This is a genomic window from Candidatus Magnetobacterium casense, from assembly GCF_019173545.1.
In the GTDB taxonomy this organism is placed as follows: Bacteria; Nitrospirota; Thermodesulfovibrionia; order Thermodesulfovibrionales; family Magnetobacteriaceae; genus Magnetobacterium; species Magnetobacterium cryptolimnobacter.
The window spans coordinates 1-7,574 of the sequence record NZ_JABXWD010000163.1; the positions used below are offsets into that span (position 1 = coordinate 1).

Genomic DNA, 7,574 nt, shown 5'->3' on the forward strand with positions numbered 1-7,574 from the left:
AGGATGATATGAGGAGTGAATACAGTAAGTTTTATATGAAGTTTTTCAAAAGTGTCGATGTTGCCCGTGACGGCAAGGAAGCCCTTGAGTTGTACAAGAGGGACAGGTACGACATAGTCATCACGGATATCAAGATGCCCATGTTTGATGGCATCAGGTTGGCCAGGGAGATCAAGCTGATTAACAGAAAGCAGCCAATCCTGGTTACATCTGCCTACAATGACTCCGAGTACCTGCTTGAGCTGATAAACATAGGGATTGACAAGTTTATAACAAAGCCCATAAACAACGAGCAGTTATTGGACGTCCTGCTTAAGGTGTGCACGGCAATAAAGTACGAGGAAGAGTACATGCGGTGTAACGTCTTTAAGATCAGGCTTGCCGCAATAAACGAGCTGTTTAAGAACATTGCACACCACTGGAGAAATCCGCTCAACGAGGTCGGACTGTTGATTCAAAACATAGATTTTGTCTATGATGAAGGGGTGTTGGATAGAAAGTTCCTGGATGATTTCATAGACCGTTCCATGTCAGTGGTGCAAAAGATGTCGGGGACGATAGAGTTGTTTCTGGCCTCCGTACCGAAGGCGGAGTCTGACGATGTGACATTTGACATTGCAGAGGCGATAGGCACTGTCCTGGTACTCCTTGGCGAAACACTCAAAGACTGTTGCATAGAGGTGAAAGTAGACGTCGTCGAAAATCACACGCTAACGGGGTGCCGTACAAAGCTGATTGAGGCCCTGTCGCAGATAATCAATAATGCACGGGATGCCCTCATGGAAAACCGACAGACAGACAGACAGATCAACATCTGCCTGTTGACCGCACAAAACAGACCGGTCATCACTGTCCAAGACAACGGAGGCGGTATCAGTGAGCCTCTGCTCGAAAAGATATTTGAACCATATCAAACAAGTAAGGGGCCTAAGTCAGGCACGGGGCTTGGACTGTATATAGCGCGACAGTTTATCGAGCTCGATATGGGCGGAGGACTGACGGCAAGAAACACTGACGGTGGAGCTGAGTTCAGGATAGAGCTTTAGGGATATGTAAACAGCCAATGGAAACACAACTGCAAGAACTCAACGAAGCCCTTCAACGAGCAATCAGGGAGCGAGAACATTTTGAAAAATGCTTCATCCAGAGCGAAGAAAAATACCGACTCCTGCTGAACAATATCCCGCAGAAGGTGTTTTATAAAAACAGGGACTTCGTCTACGTCGCAGTCAACCAGGCATTTGCATCCGACTTCAATCTCAAACCTGCCGATGTGATAGGCAGGACAGCATTTGACTTCTTCCCCAAGCACCTGGCAGAACGATTCCTCGACAACGATGCCCGTATCATGCAATCAGGGATTGCCGAGAGTTTTGATGAGTCCTACGTGAAAAATGGCATGGAATCTGTCATCCATACGGTACTCTCCCCCGTCCGTGATGACAATGGCGTTGTTATTGGTATGCTTGGCATACTTTGGGATATCACCGACAGGAAAAAACTGGAGGACGCCTTAAGAAGCGAAAAGGAAACGGCACAGAGATACCTTGACATGGCGGGTGTCATAATAGTGGTCGTAAATTCAGACCACAGGCTTTCGCTCATTAACAGGAAGGGGTGTGATATCCTTGGCTACCACGAAAACGAACTCATTGGCAAGGACTGGTTTGATCTCTGTATCCCCGGGCATAAGCGTGAGTCGGACAGAAGCTCTTTTAATGATTCCCTGGCAGGTAGGGTGACGCTTGATTTCCATGAGAACTATGTCCTTGCAAAGGACGGCTCCGAACGACTAATTTACTGGCACGTAACACCACTGTACGACAAAAATGGTAAAATCACCGCACTCATGGGGGCCGGAGAGGATATCACTCAACGCCGGATGATTGAGACCAGGTTAATGACGGCAATGCGGGAGGCCGATAGTGCCAATCGTGCAAAGAGCGAGTTTCTTGCCAACATGAGCCATGAAATCCGTACACCGATAAACGGCATTGTTGGTCTTGGGCGTTTGATGCTGCAAACCGAACTATCGGCAAAACAAAGAGACTACGTCAATAAGATACAGTCATCGTCAAATTCGCTGTTGTTGCTCATTAACGATCTGCTCGACCTCTCAAAGATAGAGGCCGGCAGATTGGAACTGGACATTGTTGACTTTGACCTCAACAGCGTCCTGGATAACATAGTCAACATGCTGGCCATCAAGGCGGAGGAAAAGGGTGTGGAGATAATGCTCTCCATAGACAAGGACGTGCCGTTCCTGCTCACCGGCGACCCCTTGAGAATAACCCAGGTGATCACCAATCTGCTCAATAATGCGATTAAGTTCACCGAACATGGAGAGATTATACTGGCCATCAAGGTCATTGATACAGACGATAAAGAGGTCACCCTGGGTTTTTCCGTCAAAGATACCGGGATTGGTATAAAGCCTGATGTAATGCCAAATCTGTTCAAACCGTTTTCACAGGCCGACAGCTCGACAACAAGAAGGTATGGTGGTACCGGACTTGGGTTGAGTATATGCAGGAAACTGATAGAGCTGATGAATGGCGAAATCAGTGCAAAAAGCGAATACGGCAAAGGAAGCGAGTTTACATTTACCATAAAAACTGCCTACCGACAACCACCAGGGACAACTTATCTGATGCCCCACGACCTTGTCGGGATGAAGGTCATGGTGGTTGACGACAACGAAAGTGCCCGCGAGATATTAAAGGATATACTGGAGGGCTTTACCATGTATGTGACAACCGTTGATTGCGGCATGGCGGCCATAGAGCAATTGAGGCGCTCTTGTGAAATGTCAACGGGGCAGCAGCAATACAGGTTGTTACTTATCGATCACAAGATGCCGGGGCTCAACGGCATTGAGACAACAAGACATATACTCTCTGACCCTAAAATAACCAACCCGCCGATCATAATTATGGTGACAGCCCACGGCAATGACGATGTCAGACAAATGTCCAGGGAGCTTGGCATAAGGACATTCCTCACAAAGCCTCTCAAGAAATCCATGCTGTTTAACACGATACTTGAGGCCTTTGGCAAGGATACAAGGCATCAGGTAAGGCGTCATGACAACGGCAAGTCTGACACTAAAAGGTTGTCAACCATAAAGGGGGCGCGCTTGTTGCTTGTGGAGGACCATTACGTAAATCAACAGGTTGCCTTTGAACTCTTGACGGACGCCGGGTTTGTTGTTGATATAGCCAACAACGGCCTGGAGGCGGTGAGCGCCGTAGAGATGGCCAGGGAAAAATATGGCGCCGTCCTGATGGACATACAGATGCCACAAATGGACGGCCTTGAGGCCACCCGGAAGATCAGAGAGAAACTGTCCGGGGACGAGCTGCCAATAATTGCAATGACTGCCCACGTGATGAAGGAAGAGCAGGAGAAATGTTATGCGGCAGGGATGAACGACCACATATCCAAGCCGATAGACATCAAGGACCTCTGCGACACGTTGCTGAAGTGGATACCGCCAACGGCAATTTTTAATGACATTTCGGGGCTCCCTGAGGAGGGGCCTGCACCGTTGCAGCATGAGGAATACTTGCCGGTGGATGACCTCCCTGGCATTGATGTGGTCTCAGGGCTTAAGAGGCTTGGCGGCAAGAGAAAACTACTCCAAAAGGTCATTATAGACTTCAAAAACGCCAATGCCGGTATTGTCGATGACATAGAGGCAGCGCTTAGGGGAAGGGATTACAATAGCGCTAGTGACCTGGTACATGGTCTTAAGGGCATGGCGTCTAATATATCGGCAACGGCGCTGGTTAATGTTGTCAGGGAGCTTGAAGACCTCTTAAAAAAAGAAGACTCCGGAGAGATTCCAGGATGCATGAAAAGAATGACAAGGGAGCTCCACACGGTCTTTGAATCGGCACGTACATTGGAGGCGCTGGTACGTGAAAGGGAACCGGTTAAGGCGGATGTCTCCGGTGAGGTCAATGAACTCGGTGCAATTATCTTACACTTGCAACAGTTGTTGCAACATAACTCCATGCAGGTGAGGAAGTATTTCGCTGAGAATCGTTCGTCTCTGGTGTCAGTCTCAAGTGAAAAAGAGGTCGATGAGCTGGGCAGCCATATCAACAAACTGGACTTTAAGGGGGCCATGCTGATTGTGAAAACCCTTGCGGAGTCGTTAAACGTCGCCGAAAAAGAAAAGATACTTATAGTTGATGACGCACTGTCAAATATTGAGATAACCAATGATGCCTTACAAGATGCCTACACGACGTACTTTGCCACTAACGCCAGGGATGCCTTTGAGATAGCCTTGTCGGTCAAACCGGACCTGATCCTGCTTGATATCATAATGCCTGAAGTCAGCGGCTACGAACTGTGTCGTCGGTTCAAGGGAGACCCCTCATTGGTTGACGTGCCGGTTATCTTTTTGACGTCTATGGACCAGAGGGACGATGAGGCAATAGGTCTGAATTTAGGTGCCGTCGATTATATCTCCAAGCCTGTCAATCCGGACGTAGTGAGGTTGAGAGTGAAAAATCACCTGACGCTCAAGCGACAAATGCAGAAAGAGAGGCAGTTGGTGCAACAGTTGACAAAGGCCAACACGGAACTGAAAGAGCTTCAGGGACAACTCCTTCGCTCCCAGAAGGACTACTACAGTAACATCATCAATTCCATGCAGGACACGCTCATCGTGGTCACGCAGGAGGCAGTCATAGAGGCTGTAAACATGGCCACCTGCACCCTGATGGGGTACGATGAACAGGAGCTGATCGGGAAAAAATTTGATATCATCTGTCATCTTGACCTCAATCAACGCACCGATGAGGTAATATATCATACAAAGAACGGTACAAAGGTTGCCATGTTGGTGTCTCTTTCCAGTTGCACAAGCGTCATTGACAACAGCACGGTAATAATAATAGTAGGACGGGATATCACGGAACAAAAAAACAAGGACAGGTTGTTTCTGATGAAGATGAGGCAGGCTCAGATGGGTGAGATGTTGAGTCTCATAGCGCATCAGTGGCGACAACCCCTGGCCACGATTAATGCCATAATTGCTACGTTAAAGGTAAAGATGGCACTATCGAGGGTATCGGAAGATGACATCAGCGAGGGGTTTGACAAGATAGAGAATCACGTCGCATTCTTATCTGAAACCATCAACGACTTCAGAAACTTTTACAAGACAAACAAGAGGCTTGAACCTGTGTTGTTGCACGATGTTATAGAAAAGAGCTTAAATATCATAGCCATTCCCTTGCGGGACAACCACGTGCAGATAAACTATGACAGGAAGGTATCGTCTGTGTTTCAGACGTATCCTAACGAGCTGATGCAGGTCTTTCTGAACATATTCTCAAACTCCCTGGAGGCCGTAAAAGAACGCAACGTAGCCAATCCGCATATAACCATAATCGAAACCCAAGACGATGACTACATCTACGTTAGGGTGACGGACAACGGAGGGGGGTTTTCTGACTATGTGCTCGGGGACGTATTCAGACAATACTTTTCTACCAAGGGTGAGGCAAAGGGGACCGGACTGGGTCTGTACATTTGCAAGGTAATCATAGATGACAATCTAAAGGGTCATATCGAGGTTTCAAACGTTGATGATGGCGCCTGCATAAGCATAAAACTGCCAAAGCAGTTGAATCGGGAGAATGAATCCGCATGAAGATAAATATCATGCTGTTGAGAGAGTTAGCCAAATCGTTGAGGGTCCTGTACGTCGAGGACGAAGACAATATACGATTTGAATATGGCAAGTTTTACATGGAGTTTTTCAAAAAGGTGGATACGGCCTGTAATGGCATGGAGGCATTGGAGTTGTACAAGAAGGACAGATACGACATTGTCATCACGGATATCAAGATGCCCATGTGTGACGGCATCAGGTTGGCCGGGGAGATCAAGGCGATTAACAGAAAGCAGCCAATCCTGGTCACCTCTGCCTACAGCGATGCCGATTACCTGCTTGAGTTGATAAATATCGGCGTTGATAAGTTTATAACGAAGCCCATTAACAACGCTCAATTATTGGACGTCCTGCTTAATGTATGCACGGCAATAAAGTACGAGGAAGAGTACATGCGCTGTAACGTCTTTAAGATCAGGCTTGCCGCTATAAACGGACTGTTTAAGAACATCGCACACCACTGGAGAAATCCGCTCAACGAAATTGGTCTGTTGATTCAAAATATCGAGATTGCTTATGAGGAAGGCACAATGGACAAGGCATTTCTGGATGAATTCATACAACAGTCAATGAGTGTGGTTCAAAAGATGTCGGGCACTATAGAGTTGTTTATGGCCTCTGTGCCCCGGTCTGAGACGGATGTAGTATTTGAGCTTTCAGGGGTAATAGACAATGTCCTGGTACTCCTTGGCGAAGCGCTCAAAGACTGTTGCATAGTGGTAAAGGTAGACATCAGAGACAATCACACGCTAACGGGTTGTCGTACCAAGCTGATTGAGGCCCTGTCGCAGATAATCAATAATGCACGTGATGCCCTCCTGGAAAACCGGCAGACAGACAGACAGCTCAACATCTGTCTGTTGACCGCACACAACAGACCGGTCATCATTGTCCAGGACAACGGAGGCGGTATCAGTGAGCCTCTGATCGAAAAGATATTTGAGCCATATCACACGAGCAAGGGGCCTAAGTCAGGCACGGGTCTTGGGCTGTATATAGCGCAACAGTTTATCGAAACCGATATGGGCGGAAAACTGACGGCAAGAAACACTAACGTTGGAGCCGAGTTTAGGATAGAGCTTTAGGAGGGCGATTATGGACACAAAACTTGCAGAGTCATTAAAGGAGCTGGGGGATACCCTTCAGCATGTTGAGAATCTGGTTTCCAGCGCCAAACATGCAGTGCGTCAGGCACAGGCCAAGGTGTCTATATCGTTGCAGACGGAGACCACCGAACAGTACTGCAACCTCGTAGACTGGACTCAACTGCTTGCCTGTGAGATGATCCAGGTGATAGAGCTGGGCATACAGGAGACCATGGCAAAGTGCAGGGAGGTAAAGGAGCTATTGCCGGATGACGATTCAGACATGCTCAAGATGTAGGTTCGGCGGCGGACTGCCGGTCTCCGGCAGGGGCAGGGCGTATGCAATCCACGGAATCGGCAGGGGGGCTGCTACTCCATAATGACGTAGGAGTGCGCCACCATTGCCGCAGCAGTTGCCTCGGTGTCGGCTATCGTGATTTTTCCATAACAATTAAAATCTTGCCGCCAATTTTGATGAGCTTCAGGATGCGTTTGAATTCCTTGTCTTGTCTACCGGCTCTGTGAACGGTATAAAAAAGTTTAACCTCTTTTTTCGTTGAATCGCACTCAGGGCTTATTATAAGTCGTCCCTTGAGGATATATTTTCTGGCTCTTTCTCAAAGTGAGTGGGTAGGATTAACAACACCCACCTATGGGCAATAGGGGAAGAGAAATTATAAGCCTTGTCATGTTGCCTTTAATCTCTATTGTTTGCAAGGGAAAGCCTATAAAAGGATAAGTCGGTAGATTGTACTACCCGCTCCCGTTGGTCGCTAACCTTAAGTTGAGTTACCCACATG

General features: G+C 47.7%; 4 protein-coding genes. All 4 read left to right on the plus strand.

Annotated elements, in window-relative coordinates:
* A partial coding sequence (locus tag HWQ67_RS09845) for a hybrid sensor histidine kinase/response regulator (protein WP_218252517.1) occupies positions 1-1,046 on the plus strand: 1,046 nt, incomplete at its 5' end.
* A gap of 17 nt (positions 1,047-1,063) precedes the next feature.
* Positions 1,064-5,668, plus strand: coding sequence for a response regulator (locus HWQ67_RS09850; protein WP_218252518.1), 4,605 nt, complete (start codon positions 1,064-1,066; stop codon positions 5,666-5,668).
* Entirely contained in the window at positions 5,665-6,774 is a 1,110-nt protein-coding gene (locus HWQ67_RS09855) for a hybrid sensor histidine kinase/response regulator (RefSeq protein ID WP_218252519.1), read from the plus strand. Before HWQ67_RS09850 ends, HWQ67_RS09855 begins: the two co-directional genes overlap by 4 nt.
* A 10-nt stretch (positions 6,775-6,784) precedes the next feature.
* A complete protein-coding gene (locus HWQ67_RS09860; RefSeq protein WP_218252520.1) occupies positions 6,785-7,072 on the plus strand; it encodes a hypothetical protein in 288 nt (95 codons plus the stop codon).
* The last annotated feature ends 502 nt before the right edge of the window (positions 7,073-7,574 follow it).